Origin of the sequence: Exiguobacterium sp. s160 (genome assembly GCF_018617575.1) — a bacterium.
Taxonomy (GTDB): domain Bacteria; phylum Bacillota; class Bacilli; order Exiguobacteriales; family Exiguobacteriaceae; genus Exiguobacterium; species Exiguobacterium aestuarii_A.
On record NZ_JACSKK010000003.1, the window covers coordinates 153560 to 178014 of the forward strand.

The 24455-nt window shown below is 49.6% G+C and carries 23 protein-coding genes and 1 other RNA gene; 22 read left to right on the forward strand and 2 right to left on the reverse strand.

Translation table 11 applies throughout. The features are described 5' to 3' along the window. Positions 1-57 precede the first annotated feature (57 nt). The 3 genes from KNO86_RS09110 (at position 58) to KNO86_RS09120 (ending at position 2397) form a co-directional block, all read left to right on the forward strand. Complete coding sequence (locus KNO86_RS09110) at positions 58-1272, forward strand: DASH family cryptochrome (protein ID WP_214695406.1); 1215 nt, start codon at positions 58-60, stop codon at positions 1270-1272. Positions 1273-1346: 74 nt separating this feature from the next. Continuing rightward, a non-coding RNA gene (ssrS, locus tag KNO86_RS09115) (6S RNA) lies at positions 1347-1533 on the forward strand. 96 nt (positions 1534-1629) lie between these two features. Then, a complete protein-coding gene (locus KNO86_RS09120; protein WP_214695414.1) occupies positions 1630-2397 on the forward strand; it encodes a tRNA threonylcarbamoyladenosine dehydratase in 768 nt (255 codons plus the stop codon). A gap of 12 nt (positions 2398-2409) precedes the next feature. Here KNO86_RS09120 and KNO86_RS09125 read toward each other — a convergent pair whose 3' ends face one another. After that, complete coding sequence (locus KNO86_RS09125; protein ID WP_214695416.1) at positions 2410-3726, reverse strand: replication-associated recombination protein A; 1317 nt, start codon at positions 3724-3726, stop codon at positions 2410-2412. Between the two features lie 60 nt (positions 3727-3786). Here KNO86_RS09125 and cymR point away from each other — a divergent pair, with 60 nt between their 5' ends. Genes cymR through KNO86_RS09145 form a run of 4 tightly spaced genes read left to right on the forward strand, consistent with a single transcriptional unit; the run spans position 3787 to position 7141 of the window. Further along, positions 3787-4194 carry a cysteine metabolism transcriptional regulator CymR gene (gene cymR / locus KNO86_RS09130; RefSeq protein ID WP_214695418.1) on the forward strand — a complete coding sequence of 136 codons (408 nt, stop codon included), beginning with the start codon at positions 3787-3789 and terminating at the stop codon, positions 4192-4194. A gap of 18 nt (positions 4195-4212) precedes the next feature. Continuing rightward, complete coding sequence (locus tag KNO86_RS09135) at positions 4213-5349, forward strand: cysteine desulfurase family protein (protein ID WP_214695420.1); 1137 nt, start codon at positions 4213-4215, stop codon at positions 5347-5349. Beyond that, complete coding sequence (gene mnmA, locus KNO86_RS09140; protein WP_214695422.1) at positions 5350-6471, forward strand: tRNA 2-thiouridine(34) synthase MnmA; 1122 nt, start codon at positions 5350-5352, stop codon at positions 6469-6471. A 10-nt stretch (positions 6472-6481) separates the two neighbouring features. Beyond that, positions 6482-7141 carry a tetratricopeptide repeat protein gene (locus KNO86_RS09145; RefSeq protein ID WP_031421459.1) on the forward strand — a complete coding sequence of 220 codons (660 nt, stop codon included), beginning with the start codon at positions 6482-6484 and terminating at the stop codon, positions 7139-7141. A gap of 59 nt (positions 7142-7200) precedes the next feature. Here KNO86_RS09145 and KNO86_RS09150 read toward each other — a convergent pair whose 3' ends face one another. Beyond that, a complete protein-coding gene (locus KNO86_RS09150; RefSeq protein ID WP_214695424.1) occupies positions 7201-7749 on the reverse strand; it encodes a VOC family protein in 549 nt (182 codons plus the stop codon). A gap of 115 nt (positions 7750-7864) precedes the next feature. On the opposite strand from KNO86_RS09150, the gene KNO86_RS09155 reads away from it, so the two are divergent. The 15 genes from KNO86_RS09155 to KNO86_RS09225 all read left to right on the forward strand — a co-directional run bounded on the left by KNO86_RS09155 (position 7865) and on the right by KNO86_RS09225 (position 24416). Next, positions 7865-8551 (forward strand): hypothetical protein, encoded by a 687-nt coding sequence (locus KNO86_RS09155; protein ID WP_214695426.1) that lies wholly within the window; start codon positions 7865-7867, stop codon positions 8549-8551. A 70-nt stretch (positions 8552-8621) separates the two neighbouring features. Further along, positions 8622-10829 (forward strand): SF1B family DNA helicase RecD2, encoded by a 2208-nt coding sequence (gene recD2, locus KNO86_RS09160; protein ID WP_251126976.1) that lies wholly within the window; start codon positions 8622-8624, stop codon positions 10827-10829. A gap of 309 nt (positions 10830-11138) precedes the next feature. Then, positions 11139-13781 carry an alanine--tRNA ligase gene (gene alaS, locus KNO86_RS09165; RefSeq protein ID WP_214695431.1) on the forward strand — a complete coding sequence of 881 codons (2643 nt, stop codon included), beginning with the start codon at positions 11139-11141 and terminating at the stop codon, positions 13779-13781. Between the two features lie 37 nt (positions 13782-13818). Further along, the gene (locus KNO86_RS09170; RefSeq protein ID WP_015881196.1) at positions 13819-14085 is read left to right on the forward strand and encodes an IreB family regulatory phosphoprotein; all 267 of its coding nucleotides are present in this window, start codon (positions 13819-13821) and stop codon (positions 14083-14085) included. A gap of 1 nt (position 14086) precedes the next feature. Next, complete coding sequence (ruvX, locus tag KNO86_RS09175; RefSeq protein WP_015881197.1) at positions 14087-14509, forward strand: Holliday junction resolvase RuvX; 423 nt, start codon at positions 14087-14089, stop codon at positions 14507-14509. Positions 14510-14522: 13 nt separating this feature from the next. Continuing rightward, positions 14523-14819, forward strand: a complete 297-nt coding sequence (locus KNO86_RS09180; protein ID WP_078146594.1) for a DUF1292 domain-containing protein — start codon at positions 14523-14525, stop codon at positions 14817-14819. 67 nt (positions 14820-14886) lie between these two features. Beyond that, entirely contained in the window at positions 14887-16029 is a 1143-nt protein-coding gene (gene mltG, locus KNO86_RS09185; protein WP_214695437.1) for an endolytic transglycosylase MltG, read from the forward strand. A gap of 62 nt (positions 16030-16091) precedes the next feature. Next, positions 16092-16733: an O-methyltransferase gene (locus tag KNO86_RS09190; protein WP_214695438.1), complete on the forward strand. Its 642-nt coding sequence runs from the start codon at positions 16092-16094 to the stop codon at positions 16731-16733. A gap of 16 nt (positions 16734-16749) precedes the next feature. Beyond that, on the forward strand, positions 16750-17385 hold the full coding sequence (gene udk / locus KNO86_RS09195; RefSeq protein ID WP_074035132.1) for a uridine kinase: 636 nt from the start codon (positions 16750-16752) through the stop codon (positions 17383-17385). 66 nt (positions 17386-17451) lie between these two features. After that, positions 17452-17925, forward strand: a complete 474-nt coding sequence (greA, locus tag KNO86_RS09200; protein ID WP_074035127.1) for a transcription elongation factor GreA — start codon at positions 17452-17454, stop codon at positions 17923-17925. 54 nt (positions 17926-17979) lie between these two features. Continuing rightward, positions 17980-18681: a 5'-methylthioadenosine/S-adenosylhomocysteine nucleosidase gene (gene mtnN, locus KNO86_RS09205; RefSeq protein ID WP_214695448.1), complete on the forward strand. Its 702-nt coding sequence runs from the start codon at positions 17980-17982 to the stop codon at positions 18679-18681. A gap of 85 nt (positions 18682-18766) precedes the next feature. Then, positions 18767-19726 carry a beta-ketoacyl-ACP synthase III gene (locus KNO86_RS09210; protein WP_214695450.1) on the forward strand — a complete coding sequence of 320 codons (960 nt, stop codon included), beginning with the start codon at positions 18767-18769 and terminating at the stop codon, positions 19724-19726. Beyond that, complete coding sequence (fabF, locus tag KNO86_RS09215) at positions 19723-20955, forward strand: beta-ketoacyl-ACP synthase II (RefSeq protein WP_214695452.1); 1233 nt, start codon at positions 19723-19725, stop codon at positions 20953-20955. Before KNO86_RS09210 ends, fabF begins: the two co-directional genes overlap by 4 nt. Before the next feature lie 66 nt (positions 20956-21021). Further along, positions 21022-22560 carry a peptide ABC transporter substrate-binding protein gene (locus KNO86_RS09220; protein WP_214695454.1) on the forward strand — a complete coding sequence of 513 codons (1539 nt, stop codon included), beginning with the start codon at positions 21022-21024 and terminating at the stop codon, positions 22558-22560. A gap of 197 nt (positions 22561-22757) precedes the next feature. After that, positions 22758-24416 carry a peptide ABC transporter substrate-binding protein gene (locus KNO86_RS09225; protein ID WP_214695461.1) on the forward strand — a complete coding sequence of 553 codons (1659 nt, stop codon included), beginning with the start codon at positions 22758-22760 and terminating at the stop codon, positions 24414-24416. Positions 24417-24455: the final 39 nt, after the last annotated feature.

Sequence of the window (24455 nt, forward strand, 5' to 3'; positions counted from 1 at the left end):
CATCCTTATGGACTGCATATAAACCTATCATACTAAAGAAGTGGAGGAGGTCTATTCATGAAAACAATCATTTGGTACCAAAACGATTTACGTGTCGATGATCATTTGCCCCTCGAGGAAGCATTGCGTCATGATGATCCAATTGAAGGTCATTATTTTATTAGTCCAAAACAACTCGTTGAAAATCGTTATGGTGTCATTCCACTCGGGAGCGAACGACTCCACTTCCTGAAAGACTCGTTAGAAGATGTGGCCGGTTCATTGGATGCGCTCGGAATCCCATTTTTTGTTCATGTCGGTCATCCGCTCGAAACACTCGATCCGAATGACCGTCTCTTGTTTCAACGGGCCATTGGGTACAATGAGCGCCGGCGTGAAGGTGAGGTGATGAAAAAGTGGAAAGGGGAGTACGAGGCGTTCGCTGGATTCACGTTATTTGAAGAGGATGACATCCCGTTTGAGAAAATGCCGTTTCTCTTTACGGAGTTTCGAAAAGCGGTCGAATATGATGTCCGTCCTCGTGAATTGATCTCCCGAAAGGCGACTGCTGCCACACGTGAGGTGACATTCCCGTTTCCGGTTCAAGAAGTCGAGCACGACCCAAGGACGGCATTTCCGTTTAAAGGTGGCGAACTGGCTGCGAAGCGTCGATTGAATGACTATTTATCTGTACCGATTCGAACATATAAAGAGACGAGGAATGGGTTTGGGGTCGATGACTCGACGAAGTTGTCTGCATATTTAGCGAACGGATCGTTATCGCCACGACGGGTATTCTTTGAACTTGAAGCGCATGAACGAACGCATGGGGTGAACGAATCGACCTATTGGCTCTACTTTGAACTCTTGTGGCGTGAATTTTTCCAATGGGTTGCGCTCGAACAAGGGAAGAAATTGTTTCGGGCACAAGGCATCCGGTCGAAACGAAAAGACTGGCGCGTCGAGGCGGATGTCATTGAAAAGTGGCGACGGGGAGAGACGGGCGTCGATTTCGTTGATGCGTTTATGCGCGAATTGAATGCGACGGGCTGGATGTCCAATCGGGGACGGCAAATCGTGGCCAATTATTTTGCCAAAGAGTTAAAGCAAGATTGGCGCTACGGGGCTGCCTACTTTGAATCGAAACTGATCGATTACGATGTCGCGAGCAATTACGGCAATTGGGCGTACCAGGCCGGTGTCGGAAACGACTCACGCGACCGACGCTTCAACATCGATCGTCAGCAGTTTACGTATGACCCAGATCGTGCGTTTCGTAACAGATGGTTGTGACCAAACTGTCACGAGAAGTCGGTGTTTCTCATTGACTTCTTTTTACAGAAGCGCTATAGTTAAATCAACAGATGGGATACCTGAGGTGTACGAGAGCCGCCTTCGTTATTTTGAGCCAACACTTTGAATACGGGAGACCGAACTGCTAACCAGATCAACTGCCTCATCACGTGCAGGAGGACTTGTGAAGGAAACGCTAGGTCACCCACCTGCATACGCAGGTTCAAAAGCAAGGCATCGTCACGGCACTCCGGGCCCCATCGATTTTTTTTGTAAATACGTCGCGAGACGTCTTTTTTTTGAATATAATTCCGAGTAAAATAGTATGAGAAAATAGAATTAGTTGGAGGAAGAAATATGTTACACCAGTTTTCACGAAATGAATTGGCTATCGGTTCTGAAGGCCTTGATGTTTTAAAGAATAAAACAGTCGCGATTTTAGGAATCGGCGGCGTCGGCTCATTTGCGGCAGAGGCACTTGCGCGCAGTGGCGTCGGACGCATCGTCCTCGTCGACAAAGATGACATCGACATCACGAACGTTAACCGTCAAATCCACGCATTATTGTCGACGGTCGGTCAACCGAAAGTCGAAGCGATGGGAAAACGTCTACTCGACATCAACCCGGACTTAGACCTCGTCCAATTGAAAATGTTTTATACAGAAGAGACATATGAGGAGTTCTTCGCTCAAAATATCGATTACGTCATCGACGCCTCAGATACGATTATTTATAAGATTCATTTAATCGTGGAATGTAAGCGTCGCGGCATCCCGGTCATCTCGAGCATGGGGATGGCGAACAAGATGGACCCGACACGTATCAAAGTCGTCGACATTAAAGACACGTCATACGACCCGATCGCGAAGATGGTCCGTACCCGTCTACGTAAAGAAAAAATCTACAAAGGTGTTCCGGTCGTCTTCTCAGATGAGTCTCCGATCGTGACACGCGAAGACGTGAATGAAGTCGTCGGGAAGAAAGACGCTCCAATCCGCAAAGCGAAGATGCCACCGAGTTCGAACGCGTTCGTCCCATCGGTTGCAGGACTTGTGGCTGCCGGTTACGTCATTAACGATTTGCTCGAAAAGGCGGGCGTCGAAATCAACCGCATCCAAAAATAAAACGACGCTGGCTCATTTCGAGTCGCGTCGTTTTTCCCAATAATCGAGCCGTTTTTGAACTTGTTGCTCGAATCCACGTGGCGTCGGTTTATAGTAGGTTGGTCGTTTTCGGGCTAAGTTTTCTGGCCAATAGTTTTGAGGAACGAACCCATCTTTTTCATCGTGTGGGTATTTGTATCCGACCCCGTTTCCGAGTTCGCGAGCCCCTGGACTATGAGCATCACGGAGATTTACGGGTACAGGTCCACCCTCAACTGTGCGGACGTGATGGAGTGCCTTGTCGATGGCGGTGATGACCGCATTTGATTTTGGTGCGGTCGCCAAATAGATGACAGCTTCGGCAATCGGGATGCGGGCTTCCGGGAAACCGATGTATTCGCTCGCTCGAGCCGCCGCATCCACGATGAGTAGTGCGTTCGGATCGCTCATTCCGATATCTTCGGCGGCATGGACGTAAAGGCGACGCATGATGAAGCGCGGCGATTCGCCAGCCTCGATCATGACGGCTAACCAGTATAGCGCCGCATCAGGGTCCGACCCACGAATCGATTTGATAAACGCCGAGATGACGTCGTAATGTCGGTCACCCGTCTTATCGTATTTGATCGACTTCTGTTGAATCGACTCTTCCGCGACCTCGAGCGTGATGTGAATTTGTCCATCCACTTCTGGCGTTGTTAAGACGGCGAGTTCGAGTGCGTTCAATAGGACACGGTAGTCACCATCCGCCATTTTGATATAATGGTCAGCGGCAGCTTCATCCATCTTCACCGGGTAATTTCCGAGCCCGCGTGAGTCGTGTAGTGCACGCTCGAGGACGATACGTAACTCCTCGGCACCTGGTGGTTCAAGCCGAAATACGGTCGCCCGTGACAAGAGGGCGGCATTTACTTCAAAGCTTGGGTTTTCGGTCGTCGCTCCGATGAGGACGAGCTTTCCGGACTCAAGGGCAGGGAGGAGCGCATCCTGCTGAAGCTTATTAAATCGATGGATCTCATCTAAAAAGAGAATCGTGCGCTCGTCCTCATAATCAAACCGGGACTCCGCTTCACGAATGACGTTCCGCAATTCATCAAGTTTGGCTGTGACGGCGTTCAATTGGACAAATGTCGCTTTCGTATAATTCGAAATGACACGGGCGAGTGTCGTCTTCCCGGTGCCAGGCGGACCGTATAGGATAATCGTGCCGAGTCGGTCGGCTTCGATGGCACGACGAAGTAGCTTGCCCTCACCGATGATATGGCGCTGTCCGATGACGTCATCTAACGTTTCGGGGCGCATGCGATTGGCGAGCGGTCCGCCATTCGATTGATGAAACAAATCAGACATACGTAACCATTCCTTTCGACAAACGTTTGTTCGATTAGTATAACAGAAGGAGACTTGAAGATGAAAATATCTACTAAGGGCCGTTATGGCTTAACGATCATGATTGCGTTGGCGCGAGAAACTGACAACAAGCCGCTCAGCTTAAAGAAGATTGCGGCACGCCATGAGTTGCCGGAGCATTATTTGGAGCAATTGATCGGTCCACTCCGTAATGGTGGACTCGTCAAGAGTGTACGCGGCGCGTACGGTGGCTATCAGCTCGTCAAACCGGCAGAAGAAGTGACGGCGGGTGAAATCATTCGCTTACTCGAAGGGCCGTTAGCCGTGGTCGAGGAATCTGAAGCAGATGATGCGGTGAAACGGAAGCTTTGGGATAAAATCAAAGAAGCCATCGATACCGTCCTTGACGAAACGACACTCGCCGACCTTGCCGAGGAAGAGTCAGACGGCTATATGTTTTATATTTAAGAACGAGGTGACCCTTACATGAACTATTTTGATCACGCTGCGACGACACCGATGCGACAAGAAGTCCTCGAGGCGATGACCCCTTACTTTTTAGAGACGTACGGCAACGCGTCGAGCATTCACGGAATTGGGCGTAACGCGCGGGCGGCGCTCGATTCGTCACGTCGCGTCCTCGCGAAATGGATCGGTGCTTCACCAAACGAGATTGTCTTTACATCGGGTGGGACGGAGTCAGATAACTATGCCTTGTTCGGTGCGGCATATGCCCATCAGGAAAAAGGCAAACATATCATCACGACAAAAGTCGAGCACCATGCCGTTCTTCATGCGATGGTACAGCTCGAGCGTGAGGGCTTCGAGGTCACGTATCTCGATGTCGATGCGTCGGGATCCGTCACTGTCGACGCCGTGCGTTCAGCCTTACGGGATGACACGATTCTCGTATCGGTCATGTACGGCAATAACGAAGTCGGGACGCGCCAACCGATTCAAGAAATCGGTGAGTTGTTACAAGACCATCACGCCATTTTCCATACCGATGCGGTACAAGCGCTCGGTACAGAAATGATTGATGTAAAGGCGATTCATGTCGATTTATTGTCGGCGTCCGCACATAAAGTGAATGGACCAAAAGGTATCGGTTTTCTTTTCATGAAAACAGGTGTAAAATTAGCGTCACGTTCTTTTGGTGGACAACAAGAACGTAAACGTCGAGCCGGCACGGAAAATGTTCCGGGTGCCGTCGGATTCCAAAAAGCAGCTGAACTCGTCATGGCAGAGCGTGAAGATCGAGTGGCTCTCTATGAGTCGCTCGATCTGGCACTACGTCAGCGCCTTGACGAACTAGGCGTATCTTATGAGGTGAACGGATCAAATCGCTTACCTCACATCGTGAACCTATACCTTCCTGGAATTGACCTTGAACCCTTCCTCATCATGATGGATATGCGGGGCATGGCGATTTCAAGTGGAAGTGCCTGCACGGCAGGGTCGGTCGAACCGTCCCATGTATTGTCGGCGATGTACGGGGATTTAGAGCGGACGCGTCAGTCTGTTCGAATCAGTTTTGGCCACGGTAACTCGGTCGAGGACGCGAAACGGCTCGCGGAGCGACTACAAGAAGTCGTCTCGACATTTATGAACGGAGTGAGATAGATGAATTTACGCACGAAAGCCCCTGAAGAGACGACGGTCGTCGTCGGGATGTCAGGTGGCGTCGATTCATCGGTGACGGCCCACGTATTGAAAGAACAAGGGTATAATGTCATCGGAATCTTTATGAAAAACTGGGATGACACGGACGAAAATGGTGTATGTACGGCGACAGAGGACTATGAAGACGTCATCGCCGTCGCGAACCAAATCGGGATCCCATATTATGCGGTCAACTTTGAAAAAGAATATTGGGACCGTGTCTTTGAGTATTTCTTGGCAGAATATCGTCTCGGTCGTACACCGAACCCGGACGTCATGTGTAACAAAGAAATCAAATTCAAGGCGTTCCTGGACCATGCGCTTCGACTCGGTGCGGACTTTGTCGCAACCGGTCATTATGCACAAGTGGAATACGTCGACGGCGAACACCGCTTGTTGCGTGGGAAAGATGACAACAAAGACCAAACGTATTTCTTGAACCAATTGTCTCAAGACCAACTCGCGCGGACGATGTTCCCGATCGGTCATATGGACAAGAAAGATGTGCGTGTCATTGCTGAAGAAGCAGGACTCGCGACAGCGAAGAAAAAAGATTCGACCGGAATCTGCTTTATCGGTGAGCGGAACTTCAAAGAGTTCTTGTCGGAATACCTTCCGTCACAGCCAGGTGAAATGCGGACGCTCGACGGTGTCGTCAAAGGACGTCATGACGGGTTGATGTATTATACACTCGGACAGCGTCACGGTCTCGGAATCGGTGGCGATGGGGACCCTTGGTTCGTCGTCGGGAAAGATGTCGAGAACAACGTCTTGTTCGTCGGACAAGGCTTCCATCACGACGCGCTCTATTCAGATGCGCTTCTCGCTTCGAAACTTTCGTGGACAGGGGCTGCTCCTACAGGAGAATTCCGGGCAACGGCGAAGTTCCGCTATCGTCAACAAGACGTGCCGGTCACGGTCGCTCCACTTGAGGGCGGCGAAGTACTCGTCAAGTTCGATGAGCCACAACGTGCCATCACTCCTGGACAAGCGGTCGTCTTCTATGACGGCGACATCTGTCTCGGTGGGGCAACGATTGACGAAGCGTACCGAAACGGAAAACGACTCGACTATATCGGATGAGGTGATTGATATGAACGCAAACGAACAAGGCATCCAAGCGATGCAACAAGGTGAATTCGAACAGGCAGCCAAACATTTCAATGAGGCGATTGAAGCGAACCCGACGGACCCGACTGGTTTCGTCAACATGGGGACGTTGCTTCAGGCGATCAACGATTACGATCGTGCCGTCATCTTTTATGACAAAGCGATTGAACTCGATGGCTCGTTTGGTGCCGCGCATTATGCGAAAGGTGCCCTTGCCTATGAACTCGAGCAATTGGAGTCGGCAGAAGCGTCGCTTCGCCAAGCGCTCCTTTCAGGGATGGATGATGCCGATCTTCATTTCATGCTCGGCTTGACGTACAAAGCGATGGGTGATTTCGTCCGCGCGATGCCACGCCTACGTGAAGCGAAGAAACAATCGCCGGAAGACGTGGAAATCACGTTCCAATACGGACTTGCACTCGCACAAAGTGAACAGCTTGAAGAAGCGGTCGTCGCGTTAGAAGAGACGCTCGACCTCGATGCGAGCCATACGGATGCCCGTTACAACTTGGCAATCGCGTATGCGTTCTTGGGTGACCAGGAACGGACGTATGCCGAGCTTCAACGCGTCTTGGAGATGCAACCGGATCACGAACTCGCACGTGATGCCATCGCGAAGATGGACGCACTGCTCGGGAACTGATCTCTTGAATAGGAAAGTGCCATCGCCCATGAGCGATGGCACTTTTTTCGTTAACGCGATTAGAGTTGTTTCGTCGTGATTTTGACGGGTTCCCCGGCGAAGTCGCCGTATGCCTCGTCCATATTTTTCGTATACAGTTCGATGATGTTGTGGCTCGGGTCTTTGAAGTATGCCGAGCGTTCTTTCCCATTCTTTGTCTCATCCTCGTCCCACGTCCGTAGTTTTACAGGGACATCGGTCTCATCCAAGATCTCGAGTGCCTTTTCAAACGACTCCATCGGAACGAAGAACGCACAGTGGACATGGACCCCACCTTCATCATAGAGTGTATCCCACTCGGTCACGTCCTGTTTACGGTTCGCATCCTCTTCCTCGGTGAAGTCTCGTTTTAGCCAAAGCCCTAGTCGCGTATTGCCTCCGATGTAGAGCCACGTTGCCCAAGGCTCGTTCGCTTGTTCTTGCGATTCACTTGGCTCGGCATCGTCTCCGACCCATTGTTCGACGACGGGGAGACCTAATTTCTCAGACCAAAACGAAACGGCTTCCTCCATATCTGTCACTTCTAACACAAGTTCACATAATCCGCTGATTGGAATTCGTTTACCCATATATGACTCCTCCTTCACTATGTCATTCGAACATTTCCCGCTTTCTTCAAATCAAAAACGCGACTAGCTGTCTCGAAGTCAGGGAATGACAATGGATAGAAGGAGGTCGAATGACTTGCGAAAATATAGCATGGTCAGTGTCATTTTATTTTTCATTATTGAGTATGTGTGGTTCACGCAATTATTTGAAACGGTGAATCAGCGACTTGCGGATGGGAGGTGGACGAACACGATTTTATATCAAGTGGTCGTCGAACCGCAGGGGCTTTTAACGCTGTTGCTCATTCTATTCGTGGTGCTCCTCATTGTCGGATGGATTGTTCATTATGTGTACGCGGAACAGAAGTCCTGGCAACTCACGTCTGAACATGTCGGGGTCGGATGGATCGTTCCGTTGATTCTTGCGATTTTAGGCTTGTTGATTCCGAATGTATACGTTCAGGTCGGGATGTTGCTCCTACAATTGACGTTCATCCCGCTCATCCCATTGATCGGACAGACCGTCCTATTCTGGAAAGTCGTGACGAATTGGTTGATTCAATTGGGGGTCATCGGTCTTGTCTTATTTGGTGCTCGGGGGATGTTGGAGGATTCGATTCGAATCGAGAAGACAGAACTCTTCACAAGACTCGAGGCGTACGAGGCGTCGGGTGATTTAGACCGAATCCAGCGGTTGATTGAAGAAGTGGACCTCGAACAAGTCGAGCGCATTTTGGACAGGGTCGACCTCGAACAACTCATTCGCATTTTGGAAGTCGTCGACCTCGACCGAATCGAGCAAATCCTAAATCTGTTCGGATAGGTCATTTGTTCAATCGATTCATCTCGGGCTATAATGGATGATGGAAAAATAGCTGGAGGTGTCAGATATGATGGCAGCACCTTACGAGTTGACTGGAAAAGTCATTCGAGTCCTGTTTCAATCAGAAGAAGAAGCGCATACGATTGCGCTCGTACGAATAAAAGAAAAGAATTTTGAGACGGACGAGACCGAGATGGTCATCGCTGGCGTCGGGGTCGGCATCGAAAAAGGGGAGACGTATAAGGCGCACGGTCGTCTCGTCGAACATCCCCGATTCGGAAAACAGATGAAGGCCGATTGGATTCGTCGCGTCGTTCCGATGACGAAACGAGCAGCCGTCCGCTTTTTGACGAACGGCTCCTTCCCCGGAATCGGACAAAAGACCGCTCAGAAGATTGCAGATACGCTCGGGGATGATTGCATCGACCAAATCGTGAAACATCCGAGCATCTTGTCAGAAGTCGATGGGTTAAAAGAAAAGCAGGCACGTGTGATCACGGAACGTCTGAACGTCTTATACGGGGTCGACCAACTGCTCTTGTTTCTCGCTCCGTTTGATGTGACACCGCGTCTCGCCTCAAAGATTCATAAAGAATATGAAGGACGGGCGATGGAGACGATCGAGAAGAATCCGTATGCACTCATGTACGATGTACAAGGCATCGGATTTAAGACGGCGGATGCCATCGCCGCGCATTTCGGGATTCAAGGCATTCATCCTGAACGCATCGCGGCAGCGGTACTTTACGTGTTAGAACTCGAACAAGGGAACGGTCATCTATACGTGACGGCGGAGCAACTCGAAGCGGAGATGCCTCGGATCATCGGGGCGGACCCAGGTGACTCACTCGTCACGGCATTAGAGTCGCTCGCAAAAGAAGAGCGGGTCGTCATCGATGACGGGGTCGTCTATCATCCTCGGGTGTTCCGCGCTGAACGAAAGGCGGCAGAGGAATTGGCGCGTATCATGGCGACATCGACGACGGAAGACGTGGACATGACGACAATCTTTGACGCGGTCGGACGTGTCGAGGAGATGTTTTCGATTGAATATGCGACCCAACAGCGAGAAGCGATCGAGCTCGCGCTCAAATCGCCGCTCATGGTGCTCACTGGTGGTCCGGGTACGGGGAAGACAACGGTCGTCCGTGGCATCATTCATGCACTCAGTGACGTCTTCGACTGGAAGCTAGAGCCTGTACCGAACCAACCGTTCCCGTTCGTCTTGGCCGCACCGACGGGTCGGGCCGCGAAGCGACTCAGTGAATCGACGGGTCTTCCGGCATCGACGATTCACCGTCTCTTGAAATTTGACGGAAGTTCGTTCCAAGTCGATGAGACGAACCCACTTGCGGGGAAAGTGCTCATCGTCGACGAAGCGTCGATGATTGATATTTTCTTATTCAGAAGCTTACTCAAAGCGGTGCCGAACGGCATGAAGATCTTGTTTGTCGGCGACCGCGACCAGCTCCCGTCAGTCGGACCGGGACAAGTACTCGCCGATTTGATGGCGACGGATGGGATTCCGGTCGTCCGCCTCGACGTCGTCCACCGCCAAGCGTCGGAGTCAAGTATTTTACGGCTCGCCCATTCCTTGAACGCCAAAAAGATGCCAGAAGACTTATTGGCGGCGCTCCCGGACCGTCGTTTCTACACGGCGAACCAAGAGACGGCGCTTCAAGCGATTTGTCAGATGGCAGGTGCGGCCCTCCGGAAAGGCTATTCGCCATTTGATATCCAAGTGCTCGCGCCGACGTATCGAGGTGTGTGTGGAATCGACGGGTTGAACGAGGCGCTCCAACACGTATTCAATCCGAAATCCAGCGCCCGAGAAGTGAAGCATGGGACACGTATTTACCGAAATGGCGATAAAGTGCTACAACTCGTCAACAACGCCGAAGAGAACGTCTATAACGGAGATATCGGGGAAATCACAAATATTTTCTTCGCAAAAGAGAACGTCGATAAAGTCGATAAAATTTATATCCGATTCGATCAGACAGAAGTCGAATATAACCGCAGTGAATGGGACCAGTTCACTCATGCGTATGCGATCACGATTCATAAGTCGCAAGGTTCCGAATTCCCGATCGTGCTCATGCCGGTCTTCTTCACTGGAGGCTTCCGCTCGTCGCGGAACTTGATTTATACGGCCGTCACGCGAGCGAAGAAAAGCTTACTGTTGTTTGGAGACGTACGAGCGCTCGAGGCAGCGACACGAGAAGAAGAGCCGGTTCGTCGAACGAAATTGGTCGAACGCTTAGGCGGGAAGTCTTGACGTCTTCATAAGCGCATGTGATAATGACGAATAGACAACTGAAACGATACAGACGATGAAGGAAATGAGTACGTCGTCACCGCCTCTACAGAGACATCTTCCTAGGCTGCGAGAAGATGGAGGTTGGCCGACCGAAGCTATTCTGGAGTCCCCACTCAACCTGGGCGCCTCATCCACGTTAACGGATGTTCGAGGCACGGTGTTTACCGTGCGAACGAGGGTGGTACCACGAAGCGATGCTTTCGTCCCTTTCCACAGGGGCAGGCATCGCTTTTTTTCGTTTCGTTCAGAAATAAGGAGGAATTGTTCATGAAACCGCTCAAATCATTGACTGGCGCACAGATTCGCCAAATGTACTTAGATTTCTTCAAATCAAAAGGTCACAGCGTTGAGCCGAGTGCGTCGCTCGTACCGGTCGAAGACCCGACTTTGTTATGGATCAACTCTGGTGTCGCGACATTGAAGAAATACTTTGATGGACGTGTCATCCCAGCGAACCCACGAATCGTCAACGCACAAAAATCGATTCGTACGAACGATATCGAGAACGTCGGGAAGACAGCACGTCACCATACGTTCTTCGAAATGCTCGGAAACTTCTCAGTCGGAGAATACTTCCGTGAAGAAGCGATCACATGGGGCTGGGAACTCTTGACGAGTGACGAGTGGTACGGTCTCGACCCAGATCGCCTCTCTGTCACGATTCACCCGGACGATGAAGAATCAAAACAAATCTGGTTGAACCTCGGCATGCCGGCTGACCGCATCATCCCACTTGAAGATAACTTCTGGGAAATCGGCGAAGGCCCATCTGGTCCGAACACCGAAATCTTCTTCGACCGTGGACCAGCGTTCGGAGACGACCCGACAGACCCTGAACTCTATCCAGGTGGAGAAAACGAGCGTTACCTTGAAATCTGGAACATCGTGTTCAGCCAATATAACCATGACGGGCACGGGAACTATACAGAGCTTCCACGTAAAAACATTGATACAGGGATGGGACTCGAACGGATGGCGAGCGTCCTTCAAGACGTACCGACAAACTTCGATACGGACCTCTTCATGCCGATCATTCGTGAAACAGAAAAAATCAGTGGCGACGTGTATCGTCAAGACAGCAGCAAGGATGTGGCGTTCAAAGTCATCGCTGACCACATCCGTACCGTATCGTTCGCGATCGGAGACGGTGCACTCCCGTCGAACGAAGGACGTGGATATGTCCTCCGTCGTCTTCTCCGCCGTGCGGTCCGCTATGCGAAGATGCTCGGCATCGAGCGTCCGTTCATGTATGAGCTCGTCGATGTCGTCGGTGACATCATGGTCGACTTCTATCCACAAGTGAACGAGAAGAAAGACTTCATCAAGAAAGTCATCAAGAACGAGGAAGAGCGTTTCCATGAAACGTTGAACGACGGACTCGCAATCTTGAACGAAGTCGCGAAAGCGCAAAAAGCTGCAGGTTCAAACGTGATCAGTGGTCAAGATGCGTTCCGTCTCTATGACACGTACGGCTTCCCACTTGAATTGACAATCGAATACGCTGAAGACCATCAGATGACGGTCGATGAAGACGGCTTTAAGGAAGCGATGAATGAGCAACGCGAACGTGCACGTCAAGCGCGCGCTGACGTTGAATCGATGCAAATCCAGTCTGGCGTACTCGCGGACATCACGATGCCATCGACATTCCTCGGATACAACAACCTTGAGACGAACGCGAAAATCGTCAGCTTGATTCACGACGGGGAACTCGTTGACGTCGTCGCTGCAGGGGAAGAGGCACAAGTGATCCTCGATCAAACGCCATTCTACGCAGAGAGCGGCGGTCAAATCGGTGACAAAGGTCAAATCGTCGGCGAAGACTTCCTTCTTCGCGTAAAAGATGTGTCGAAAGCACCGAATGGGCAAAACTTGCACACGGTCACAGTCGAGTCAGGCGTCGCGAAAGCGGAAGTGGCAGTGACAGCAACGGTTGACCAAGACTCACGTCAAGCGATCGTGAAAAACCATACGGCGACGCACCTCCTTCACCGTGCCTTGAAAGACACGCTCGGCGAGCACGTCAACCAGGCTGGGTCACTCGTGACACCAGATCGTCTTCGTTTCGACTTCTCTCACTTCGGTCAAGTGACAGCTGAAGAGCTTCAATCGATTGAGCGTCAAGTGAACGAGAAGATTTGGGCATCGATCGGTGTCGACATCGAAGAAATGAATATCGCAGATGCGAAAGCAAAAGGTGCGATGGCACTCTTCGGTGAGAAGTACGGCGATGTCGTTCGTGTCGTATCGGCTGGGGACTACTCAGTTGAGCTTTGCGGTGGCTGTCACGTATCTAACACGGCTGAAATTGGACTCTTCAAGATCTTGTCTGAATCAGGAATTGGCGCAGGAACACGTCGAATCGAAGCGGTCACAGGGGCTGGCGCATACGAAGTGATGAACCAGCAAATCGAGACGCTCGAAGCGGCAGCGAAACTGTTGAAGACGAAACCACTTGAGGTCCCAGCACGTGTTCAAGCACTCCAGGCTGAAATCAAAGACGTGGAGCGTGCTTCAGAGTCGCTCAAAGCAAAACTTGCGAACATCGAAGCTTCTTCATTGACGGATGCAATCGAAACGATTGGTGACGTTCAATTGATTGCGAAGCGTGTCGATGGACAAGATATGGATGCCCTCCGTAGCATGGTCGACGACTTGAAAGGGAAGCTCGGTTCTGCCGTGATTATCCTCGGGTCGGCGAACGGTGAGAAGGTCAACCTCGTCGCAGGTGTGACGAAAGACTTGAACGACCGTGGCTTCCATGCCGGAAAACTCATTAAAGAAGTCGCAACACGCTGTGGCGGCGGTGGTGGCGGTCGTCCTGACATGGCACAAGCAGGTGGCCGTGATGCAACAAAACTGGACGAAGCATTGAAGTTTGCTTCACATTACGTCCAATCACTGGCATAATAGAGTGTGAAGTGCAAACGGAAAGAGGTGGATTCTTGTGAGCCAAATGGATCGCACGATGCAATTCAATTTTCCAGAAGATGATCAACGTGCTAACACACGTGAGACGCTGATTACGGTATATCAAGCACTCGAGGAAAAAGGTTATCAACCGATCAATCAAATCGTGGGATACTTATTGTCAGGTGACCCCGCCTACATCCCACGTCATAATGATGCGCGAAACTTGATTCGCAAAATTGAGCGGGATGAACTTCTCGAAGAGTTGGTCAAATCGTATTTGAACGATCGTAGAGAGGATTAATATGAAGCGAGTCATGGGACTCGATGTCGGATCGAAGACAATTGGTGTCGCGGTGAGTGACCTGATGGGATGGACGGCACAAGGTGTGGAGACGGTCTATTGGACCGAACCCGACTTTGACGAAGCCGTCCGTCTCCTTCGTCCGTTTATCGAGCAGTACGATGTGAAAGAAGTTGTCGTCGGTCACCCGAAAAACATGAATGGAACAGTTGGTCCGCGCGGTGAGGCGTCAGAGGCGTTTGCCGAGGCGTTCACCGAACAGACAGGCTTACCTTGCGTGTTGGTGGATGAACGATTAACGACGATGCAAGCGGAACGGATGCTCATTTCAGCAGATGTCAGCCGCAAAAAGAGAAAAGCGGTCATCGACAAAATGGCGGCCGTGATGATTTTACAAAACTACCTGGACCGTTCCGGGAAATAAGGAGGAATCTCTCATGGCAGAAATCCGTCGTGAAGAAGAAATGTACCGTATTCCAGATGAAAATGGAGACGAGCATTTATTTGCAGAAATTTTCCGTATGACAAGCGACCGTTCGAAGAAAACATTCGTTGTACTCGAACCAGTCGGCGCTCCGGAAACAGAAGATGAAGACACAATCGAAGTATACGCATTTGAAATTGAAGAACTTGAAGATGGCGAATTCATCTTGAAGCTCGTCGAAGACGATGAAGACTTCGAAGAGGTCATGGAAGCATTCGATATCGTCAATGACGAAGTCGGTCTAGACTAAATAGGGGACAGGCGGCTAGGGATTTCCCTCGTCGCCTCTCTTTATAAAATGAACAGGGGAGAAATGCATGAATCATCCATCTATGTCAGATGAGAAACGTGCCCGCAACCGGATTGTTCGTCGCATCACGGTTGTCATCCTTGCCATCTTCCTTCTCGTCATCGCCACAGGCTCGGCACTCGCTTACGTCTTCGTGAAGCGCTCCGTCGAACCGATTGATCCGACATCGACGGAAACCGTTGAGGTCGAAGTCCCACTCGGTGCCGGTTCGGGATACATTGGTGAATTACTAGAAGAGAATGGGCTTGTAAGGAGTAGCACGATTTTCCGTTTCTATACACGCTTTAAAAACGAGTCATCGTTCCAAGCGGGGACGTATACGTTGTCACCATCTCAATCAATCGATGAGTTGATTGAAACGTTGCAAACAGGTAAAGTCATTGTGGTTCCTGATATCAAGCTCGTCATTCCGGAAGGGTTCACAATCGACCAGGTCATCGCGCGACTTGCGAAAGAGGCCGATATTCCGAAAGAAGAGATTTCCGAACAATTGAGTGACCGTGAATATATCAGTTCGCTCGTGAACGAGCATGAGATGTTGACGGAGGAAGTATTGCAGGAAGGCATTTATCATCCGCTTGAAGGATACCTGTTCCCAGCAACATATGAATTCAACAAAGGGGTAACACTCACTGAAATTATCGATGAGATGCTACTCCCGACTGAAAGTATGTATCAAGAGTACAAAGGTCGTTTGGCCGATTCAGGACGTACCTTCCATGAGACGCTCGCGCTCGCATCGGTTGTCGAGAAAGAGGCTGTTTCGACGGAAGACCGGAAAGAGATTGCCGGTGTCTTTGAAAATCGCCTGAACGACGGCATGAAATTACAGTCTGACCCGACCGTCTGGTACGGCACGGGGGAGACATCGATTTTCACTTCATTCGCAGATTTGGAGAACGATTCCTTATATAACACGTACCGTTATGAAGGGATTCCAATCGGTCCAATCGCGGCTGTCAGTCGCGACGCGTTTGAGGCGGTACTCAACCCGAACGACACAGAGAACATTTACTTCTATGCACGCCCTCCACGTGAAGGTTTCCCGAATGGAGAAGTCTTGTTCGAAGTCAATTATGAGGACCATCAACAAAACGTCAATACGTACCGTTCCGAATGGGAAGCGTTTGAAGAAGCGAACAGTAATTGATGGGACGACCGGAAGCGGATGCTTCCGGTCGTTTGAATGAAAAGAGTTAAGAGGTGGAACGAGTGGACCATGCATCCTATGAGGGATATGTAGAACAATTGATTAATGACCGCTCTCCGCTACTAACAGAGATGGAGGCATTTGCGCGAGAACATCACGTCCCAATCATGGACTTGACGGGCTCTGAAGTACTTCTCTCTTTGTTGGCGATGCAGCGACCGACCCGCATCCTTGAGGTGGGGACGGCAATTGGCTACAGTGCAATCCGTATGGCAGAGTTGTTACCAGATGCCGAAATCGTCACGATTGAACGAAATGCTCGTCGATTCGAAGAGGCGACTGGTTTTATCGGACGTTCTGATGTTCGCGATCGCATCACATTGATTCACGGTGACGCCGTTGAATTGATTGGTTCGATTGAAGGTAAGTTCGATGCCGTGTTTATTGATGCGGCAAAAGGACAATATCAAAAATTTTTTGATGGGTATGGCGCTTTAGTACCAATTGGTGGTACGATTTACAGCGATAATTTGTTTTTACGAGGGGACGTCTTGCTCGAGGACGTGTCAGTATTGGACCGACGTCGACGCCGACTTGTCCGTCTCGTGAAGCAGTTTACTGAGCAATTGATGGCACGGACCGATTATCATACTGCAATTTTGCCCCTTGGTGATGGCCTAGCAATCAGTCGTAAATTACGATGAGGAGGACTTAACTTTGATGCAACATAAACCCGTCATTATTGGCGTGGCCGGGGGTACCGGATCTGGAAAAACGACCGTGGCCCGTGCGCTCGTCGATGCGTTTAAAGGTCAATCGGTCGTCATGATTGAACAAGACGCGTATTATAAAGATCAATCTGAAATGACGATGGAGGAGCGGTACAAGACAAACTACGACCACCCCTTCGCCTTTGATAACGATTTGCTAATTGAACATATCCAACAATTGCAACAACATCAGGCTGTCGAGAAGCCGGTATATGACTACGCGGCCCATACGCGCTCTGATGAGACGATTTTGATCGAACCGGTCGATGTCGTCATCGTTGAGGGGATTTTAGCACTTGAAGATGCCCGTTTGCGTGAATTGATGGATATTAAGGTGTTCGTGGATACGGATGCTGACGTTCGCATCCTGCGCCGCATGCAGCGGGATATCAATGAACGTGGACGTTCGATTGATTCAGTCGTGGCACAATACACGAATGTCGTTCGACCGATGCATTTGCAGTTCTGCGAGCCGACGAAGCGGTATGCGGATATCATCGTTCCTGAAGGCGGAGAAAACTTTGTCGCAATCGATTTACTCGTGACGAAGATCCGTTGGGTGCTCACTGAGCGTAATCGCGCGTGAGGAAATAAATCGTTTTCAATTTACCCTAGCTGTAATATACTAGGAGACAATGAAGGAGTGACAGAAATGGCTGAAAAACAACACTATATGACGTTAGACGGAAAAGCGAAGATCGAGAATGAATTAAACGAACTGAAGACGGTCCGCCGTAAAGAAGTCGTTGAAAATATTAAGATTGCTCGTGATTTCGGTGACTTATCAGAAAACGCGGAATACGACGCGGCGAAAGAAGAACAAGCGATGGTCGAAGGACGAATCGCACAATTAGAAGAAATGCTCCGCAACGCAGTCATCATTCAAGATGATGCAGGAGATAACTCGGTTGTCTCAATCGGGAAAACGGTAACGTTCTTCATCCAAGAAGATAACGAAGACGAGACATACACAATCGTCGGTGGTGCCGAGGCAGACCCGTTCACAGGGAAAATCTCGAACGAATCACCAATCGCGAAAGCGCTTCTTGGCCGTACGATTGGAGATGTGGTCACGGTTCAAACACCAGGTGGCGACATGATTGTCGAAATCAAAGAAATCAAATAAGTTGTTGAGCGACCTCCATCTTGGAAGTCGCTCTCTTTCTGAGGAGGAATCGGAATGAAAGTTGGAATCATCGGTGCGATGGAAGAAGAAGTGAATTTACTTCGGAACGAACTAACTGAACGTAAAGATACAGAAATCGCAAGCTATCATTTTTATGAAGGATATCTTGGAAACATGCTAGTCGTCATCTTGAAGTCAGGCATCGGGAAAGTCAATGCCGCCATCGGGACGACACTCTTGATTGATAAGTTCAAACCGGACGTCGTGATCAATACGGGTTCTGCCGGCGGATTTAAAAAAGGGATGAAAGTCGGTGACGTCGTCGTCTCAACAGAAGTACGTCACCACGATGTCGACGTGACAGCATTCGGTTATGAGTACGGACAAGTACCAGGGATGCCACCAGCATATGAAGCCGATCCAAAGCTCGTCAGCGTCTGTAAAGATGTGATTGAAAACTTACCGGACGTGAACGTGCATCAAGGATTGATCGTAACGGGAGATTCGTTCATCAACGACTCGAAACGCGTAGCAGACATCCTTGGGCATTTCGATGGCGTCGCTGCCGTCGAGATGGAAGCTGCTCCAATCGCGCAAACGTGTTACCAGTTCGGTGTCCCGTTCGTCGTCACACGCTCGATTTCAGACAGCGCAGACGAAGAGGCGAACTTATCGTTTGATGAATTTTTAGAAACGGCGTCGATCAACTCTGCGAAGATGGTCATGGCTGTCACGAAACGTCTCGAACAAGCTTAATCGATTGATCATGAGGAGGATGCATTGACATCCTCTTTTTATTCCCTTATATTAGTACCAGATACTAAGAATAGGGGTCGACGATATGAATATTGGAATCATCGGCATCGGATCGTTCTTACCGAACAATCGGGTGACAAATATCGATTTAGAAAAACGAATGGATACGAGCGATGAGTGGATTCGTACGCGTACAGGCATCGAGGCGCGACATTTAGCAGAAAGTGACGTATCAGTCTCGGATATGGCGACACGTGCTGCAGAACGGGCGTTACAGAGCGCTGGGGTCAGCATCGATGAGATCGAGGCGATTGTCTGTGCGACGGCGACTGCGCCAGCCTTCCCGGCAACCGCCTGCGTGGTTCAGGCGAATCTTGGCGCGAAAGCCGCTGTGGCATTCGACGTCAGTGCAGCATGTAGTGGATTTATCTTCGCAATGGATACAGCGAAAAGCCTTATGGACTCGAAAGGCTTCAAGAAAACGCTCGTCATCGGAGCAGAGAAGATGGGAAGTTTGATTGACTGGGATGACCGGTCGACAGCTGTCCTATTCGGAGACGGAGCTGGAGCTGTCGTACTCGGGGAAGACGAGATCGCTTCAATCGACTCCATCGTACTTGGAAGTGACGGTACAGGTGGCAAGCACTTGTACGAAAACGATGAAGGAAAGATCGTCATGAACGGTCGCGAAGTGTTTAAGTTCGCCGTACGGAAAATGCCGGAGATCGTGCTCGAATCGTTAAACAAGGCCGATAAGTCGTTGAACGACCTCGACGTCCTTGTGCCACACCAAGCGAATCGTCGAATCATCGATGCGGCGATGGAACGTTTAGATTTAGAAGAAGAGAAAGTCGTCATGACCATTCAAGACCATGCGAATACATCGGCGGCATCCATTCCGCTCGCCTTAGCGGAAGCCGTCAAATCTGGTAAAATCCAAGACGGACAAACAATCGTCATCGCAGGTTTCGGAGCTGGACTCACGTGGGGTGCAAGCTGTCTGACATGGAATCATGCAACAATTACGGAGGGGAATCATTCATGAAACGAGTAGTAGTGACAGGATTAGGAGTCGTATCACCGTTAGGAAACGACGTGTCGACAATGTGGGATCGTCTTTTAAAAGGGGACAACGCAATCGATACGTTGACGAAAATCGACATCAGCCAATATCCGGCAAAAGTCGGAGCGGAAGTAAAAGAGTGGAACATCGAACACTTAGTCGAACCAAAAGAAGCGCGTAAAATGGATTCGTTCATCCAATACTCACTTTTGGCGGCAGACGCTGCCCATAAAGACAGCGGACTCGATGTCAAAGCGATTGCCGATGAAGTCGGAACGTGGATCGGAAGCGGAATTGGTGGCGTTGAAACAATCGACAAGCAGTCAGCCATCCTTCATGACCGTGGACCGCGTCGTGTAAGCCCGTTCTTCATTCCAATGATGATTCCGAACATGGCGAGCGGACAAGTGTCGATCTACCTCGGGGCTAAAGGGCCAAGTAACTGTTCCGTGACTGCATGTGCATCAGGGACGAACTCAATCGGAGAAGCGTTCCGCGTCATTCAACGGGGAGATGCGATTGCCATGTTCGCCGGTGGAGCGGAAGCGCCGATTACACCACTTTCGTTCGCTGGCTTTTGTTCGAACAAAGCACTTTCGACGAATCCGGACCCGAATACAGCGTGCCGTCCATTCGACGAGAACCGCGATGGGTTTGTCATGGGTGAAGGCGCTGGCGTACTCGTATTAGAAGAGTACGAACATGCGAAGGCACGTGGAGCGAAAATGTATGCAGAAGTCGTCGGATACGGGATGAGTTCAGACGCTTATCACATCACTGCTCCGTCACCAGAAGCAGAAGGCGGGTCAAAAGCGATGAGTGAGGCGATTCGCGATGCGGGAATCAAGCCGGAAGACGTTCAATACATCAACGCACACGGCACGAGCACACCGCTCAACGATATGCTTGAGACGAAAGCGATTCGTCGTGTGTTCGGGGAACACGCCGACAAACTCGCGGTCAACTCGTCGAAATCGATGATTGGTCATCTTCTCGGAGGAGCAGGTGGCGTCGAGGCAGTCATCACAGCTCTTTCGATTCATGAAGGGAAGATTCATCCGACGATCAACTGTGAATCACCTGCAGCAGATTGCGACCTTGATTATGTACGTGAAGGAAATCGGGAACTTGACATTCAGTATGCACTCAGTAACTCACTTGGCTTCGGGGGCCACAATGCGACACTCGCATTTGCGAAAGTGACGAACTGACGGTAGAAAAATCATTCAAAAAAGGTTAGGGTATAAGGGTTGGTCTAACAGAAAGGAGTGCAACGAATGAACAAGAAATCATTCATCGTGGCCGCCTTGTTAGGTTCAGTCCTTATCCTTTTTTTATTCATTTGGAACGAACAACGAGAGCAGTCACGTGAACTACTACCACCAGAAGAACAAACCATTACGATTCATGGGGAATCCCTTCCGACTCAACCGGACGTCATGCTCGCGATTGACCCGGCATCCCAAACGGTATTGTCACATCTATATGAAGGACTCTATCGGTTCGGCGCAGATGGAGCGATTGAACCAGGACTCGTCGAGAAGTTAGAACGATCTGAAGATGGAACGGTCTATACGTTCACATTGAAAGAGAGTATGACGACAGAAGGGAATGCAGTTACCGCGCAGACGTTCGTCGGCCATTTCCGTAAACTCGTCGATGACGAGACGAACTCACCATTCAGTTTTTTACTTGCGGATGTCCAATCTGCGAAAGAAATCGGACTCGGGCAACAAGAACCGGATACGTTAGGTGTTCGAGCAATCGATGAGCGAACGCTCGAGATCACCCTCATCCGACCGATGGAAGGATTCGAAGAAGTTTTCGCTATGCCAGCGTTTTTGCCACAACCATCCGTGACATCATGGGATGAGTTAGAAACAAACGGTCCATTTAAATTTGATCGAATGGATGATACAAGCATCTCGATACATAAAAACGAAACGTATCGAGAAGTCGACAACGTTACGCTTGAAACAATCACCATCCAAAGTGAATCAAATCTGACTGCGACGTCAGGGATGCATCCGATTCCTTATGACTTCGACACTTCTACCATTGATGAGGAAGTCATGAATATTAAAGACGTTCCGCGAAGTGGGGTGTTTTATTTAAAACCGAATGTTGAAAAAGCACCATTCAATGATGTTGCATTTCGAAAAGCCCTCGCCCTGACACTTGAGCGGACGGCACTCGAAGAATCGCTTGCACGAGCGGAACAAACGACGGAACGACTTCTCGTCATGGATGAGGAGGATTCGGTTGCAGAGTTGGAAGGTGATGCCAACCAATTATTTGAAACTGTGAAAAAACGCTTAAAAACAGAAACCATCGAGATTGAATTGCTTAGCTTTGTCGATGAGGAAGCACGTGAAATTTCGACAAGATTAAAAGAGAATTTGGAACAGTTGGACGGGTTGACCGTCACGGTTGTAGAGCTTCCACTTGGAGATAAAGTTAGGAAAGAAGTCTCAGGAAATTATTCCTTTTCGTTATCTGGATGGCAACCCGACTACCCGATGCTATCTGCCTATTTGACGCAATTCGAGTCTGATGATGTACTCAACTCAAGTCGTTATGCAAATGAGTCATACGATCAATTGATGGATCAAGCCCGCTCCACCGAGAGTTTGGACGAACGTAATATCATTTTACGAAACGCGGAAGCGAAGCTGTTAGAAGAGGCGGTTGTTATGCCAATCTATCAAGCAGGGCGTTCTTATTTGGTTGAAAAAGGATACGATCAGATTGGTTATCCGGTCATCGGTCCTTCATATGTCCTAACCTTTTCGAAAAAAATACGAAAATTGAGCTAAAGGCCCGCCGCTCTAGGCGGGCTTTTTGACTATAGAGAAAATTTTTTAGAAAAATCAAAATAAACACTTTGCAAAATTATCAGAATATTGTATTATTGCATCAACGGGATTTTGGTAACAAATACTGTCAGAAGAAATGACTGAATTTTCTACCATCATTCACTTCGTTAAAACGAAAAAATCAGGGGGTCATCGCAATGAATAAGAAAAAAGGTTTTGCTTTAGCATCTTCGGTTACACTTCTTTCAAGTGCTTTCCTAGCTGCATGTTCGACAGGGGATGAAGACACAGGGTCTTCAAACGGATCAGGTTCGGAAGGTTCTGCAGACGAAGCGCAAGTCCTCAACTTGCTCGACAGCTCAGACATTCCTTCACTTAACCCAACGCTCGCAACGGACGCTGTATCGTTCAACGTATTAAACAACGTTAACGAAGGTCTCTACCGCATGGACGAGAACGATGAGCCAACTCCAGGTATGGCTGAATCTCACGAAGTTTCAGAAGACGGAAAAACGTACACGTTCAAACTTCGTGAAGGCGCGACTTGGTCAAACGGGGAGCCTGTCACAGCGAACGACTTCGAATACGCTTGGAAAGAAGTACTCAACCCAGATAACGCTTCACAATATGCATACGTTATGTCAGTCATCGAAGGCGCAGAAGCGTACAACACTGGCGAAGGCGAGCGTGATGCAGTAGGCGTTAAAGCAATCGACGATCAAACGCTTGAAGTTAAATTGACAGCACCAGCTGACTACTTCCTCGGATTGACAAGCTTCGGCGTGTTCATGCCAAAACTTGAGTCATTCGATACAGAGCAAGGCGAGAACTTCGGTACATCTGCAGAGACAACTCTCTACAACGGACCGTTCAAACTCGACAGCTGGGAGCGCGAGCAAGGCTGGAAAATGGTCAAGAACGAAGACTATTGGGATGCTGACACAGTTAAACTTGAAGAGATCAACGTTAAAGTCGTTAAAGAAGTTTCAACAGGTGTTAACTTGTATGAAAACGGCGACGTTGACCGCACAGGCTTGACTTCTGAGCTCGTTGCTCAATATCAAGATAACGAAGATTTCTCAACTGTCGTTGAGCCAACACTCTTCTACCTTCAGTTCAACACTGCAGTGGAAGCGCTTGACAACCAAAAAATCCGTAACGCGATTGACCGTGCGTATGACAAAACTGCCATCGCTGAAACGCTTCTCGCGAACGGTTCAATCCCTGCTAACTACTTCGTACCAAAAGATTTCGTAACAGGTCCAGACGGAAAAGACTTCCGTGAAGGAAATGGCGACATCGGCGGATACAACGTGGAAGAAGCTCAAAAGCTTTGGGAAGAAGGTCTTTCTGAGCTCGGAACGGATACAGTTGAGCTTGAACTCCTCAACTATGACTCAGAGTCTGCGAAGCAAATCGGTGAGTTCATCAAAGGTGAACTTGAGAAGAACCTTCCAGGTATGAGCGTTTCAATCAAGCAACAACCGTTCAACAACAAACTTGACCTTGAGAACAAAGGAGAGTTTGAGTTCACATTCGCTGGTTGGGGTCCTGACTATCAAGATCCAATGACATTCATTGACCTCTTCGTCACAGACGGACCATACAACCGTGGTAAGTGGTCGAACGACGAGTTCGATAAACTCATCGCTGATGCGAAAGCAAGCACAGATCCAGCTGAACGTTGGACACAAATGCAAGAAGCTGAGAAGATCGTTCTTGAAGAGAGCGCAATCTCACCAGTTTACCAACGTGGATCTGCTCGCCTCACGAAGCCATATGTTAAAGGTATCGTTGAGCACGCATTCGGTGCAGACTACTCTTACAAGTGGGCTTCAATCGAAGGCAAAGAATAATTTCATTACACGCTTACAAGAGAGACAGGGACGCCTGTC